General features: G+C 36.0%; 3 protein-coding genes. All 3 read left to right on the forward strand.

Translation table 11 applies throughout. From position 1 onward, the window contains the following. Positions 1-21 precede the first annotated feature (21 nt). The 3 genes from GX311_10905 to GX311_10915 all read left to right on the forward strand — a co-directional run bounded on the left by GX311_10905 (position 22) and on the right by GX311_10915 (position 1,828). Positions 22-261 (forward strand): hypothetical protein, encoded by a 240-nt coding sequence (locus tag GX311_10905; protein ID NLK16891.1) that lies wholly within the window; start codon positions 22-24, stop codon positions 259-261. Between the two features lie 96 nt (positions 262-357). Then, positions 358-1,452 carry a hypothetical protein gene (locus GX311_10910; GenBank protein NLK16892.1) on the forward strand — a complete coding sequence of 365 codons (1,095 nt, stop codon included), beginning with the start codon at positions 358-360 and terminating at the stop codon, positions 1,450-1,452. Between the two features lie 178 nt (positions 1,453-1,630). Beyond that, on the forward strand, positions 1,631-1,828 hold the full coding sequence (locus GX311_10915) for a hypothetical protein (protein ID NLK16893.1): 198 nt from the start codon (positions 1,631-1,633) through the stop codon (positions 1,826-1,828). Positions 1,829-2,069: the final 241 nt, after the last annotated feature.

Consider the following 2,069-nt stretch of genomic DNA (forward strand, 5'->3'; position numbering starts at 1 on the left):
CTAATGATTAAGTTTATTAAAATGAAAAAGAAAATAATTTTTGCAGTAGCAACCGGATTCTTTGCAGTAGCAACTGTGTTTAATATGAATTTGTTACAAGGAAATAGTGCCGGTGATGTTTCGCTGGATGCAATTGGCGTGATGGCGCAAGCGCAATCTTCTGAGATTCCAGATGGGACAAATTGTGGTACAAGCTATCAGGGGCCATATTGCGGTTTTGTAGAGTTGAATGGTACCAGGTTTCAAATTTTCTGGCCATAGTAATAGTATTATAATAGGAGCCTCCGCATTAATGGAGGCTCTTGAATGGTTGCTTGTTTTAAGAATTCGCGTCACTATAAAGAAAACACTCAAAGTATGTTTGCGTTAGAAAAGATTATAGTCATCCCAAAGAAAATCCGAATGAAAAAAGTATGCTGCATTGTATTTGCAATTATAGGCTTATATAGTTGCAAAACAGAAGAACCTTCAAAATTGTCCGAAGTTTTTAAACTAGAAAAAAAATTGGTTGGAGAAGCTTTAAACTTCGAAAAAACCTTTGGCAACCCAAATCAGGTCATTTTAGTTGATTCCCTTTTGCTACTAAAAGATAGGGATAGTGAATATTTGATATCCATATTAGATCCAAAAGGGGAAAGATTCCTCGGTCGATTATGTAAAATTGGGAAAGGTCCAGAGGAATTTAATTTACCAGTAGAAATAAGTGTTAACAATATCAACCAAACCCTCAGTATATATGAACGTTCAATTCAGAGATTATCCCATTTAGATATCTCCAGCAAGGAAATAAACAATATTCATATTCAAAAAAGGATCTCATTTGCTAACGATTTGGGATATACGGGATTTGTAAGGAAGCTTAGCGACTCTTTGTATATAGGTGTTGGACGGTTTAGCAAAAGATATGCATTATTCGACAAAAATGGAGAATTATTAAAGACAACTCAAGATTATCCATCTTATGATGGAATCAACATAAGTGATGAGCTATCATACATAGCTTATCAAAACATTTTGGAAGTAAACACGTCAAACAGACGTGTTGCAGCAGCCTCCATTTATTGCGACAACATCGAGTTTTTTAAGTTGGAGGAGGAAAATCTAATATTAACAAAACGATATGGGTTTTTGAAACCAGACTTTGTTGATGAGTCCAACAACTCCCATAGAGTTTTACATCCGTCAGACACAAATATTATGGGTTTTCTCGATATAAAGTCAGATGAAAACTTCGTTTATTGTCTTTATTCGGGGCGATCAATAAAGGGATTTGAAACAATGGCTCGGGCACGGAAAGGAGAGGATATTTTCGTTTTTGATTGGAAGGGAAATCCAATAACCAGATATAGTTTAAACAAAGAAATAATAGCCTTCGCAGTTGATTCGGAAAAAAGGATTTTCTATGGCATTTCTCACACACCAGAACCAGTTATTATAAAATTTGAATTTTAATCAATGGGCTGTAAAGCTTCCATTCGCCCTTATTTTTCAATAGGCCTTTTTAATTAGGGCCTGCTGAAAAACTCAGGCAGAAAAGTTTATGTTTGTATCAACCTCTATAACGATTGTCCGATTAATAGGGGGCCAGACCACAGCAAGTGTTTTATTTGCAGTAGCAAGTGTGTTTAATATGAATTTGTTACAAGACGACAAGAATGGAGAACTCGCTCTAGATGCAATTGCTGTAATGGCAAGTGCTAACGGTGAATCTGGTGGTAACTGCCCCTGGGATGTACCTGACGCCACTTGTTACCGATATGATGGTGGACAATATGGCTGTTTATATACTAGCGAATTAAATAGTGGATTAAATTGCAAATCAAAATAGGATACTATTAATCTCTTTAAGTGATGGGAAAACATTCCCATCACTTACTATTTGACGATGAACCAGAAATACAAAAGATTAATAATTTAAAAATCAACTCAATGAAGAGACTGCTCTTTTATCCACTTTATATAGCATTTTTCGCAGCTTGTGGTAACACGAATAACACATCAGAGGCGCCCAAAGCTGAGTTGCACTTGGCCATAAGTCGCGAGATTGATTTAGGGCCTTTAAAACTGGA

Source organism: Bacteroidales bacterium (assembly GCA_012519055.1).
Classification (GTDB): Bacteria; Bacteroidota; Bacteroidia; order Bacteroidales; family Salinivirgaceae; genus JAAYQU01.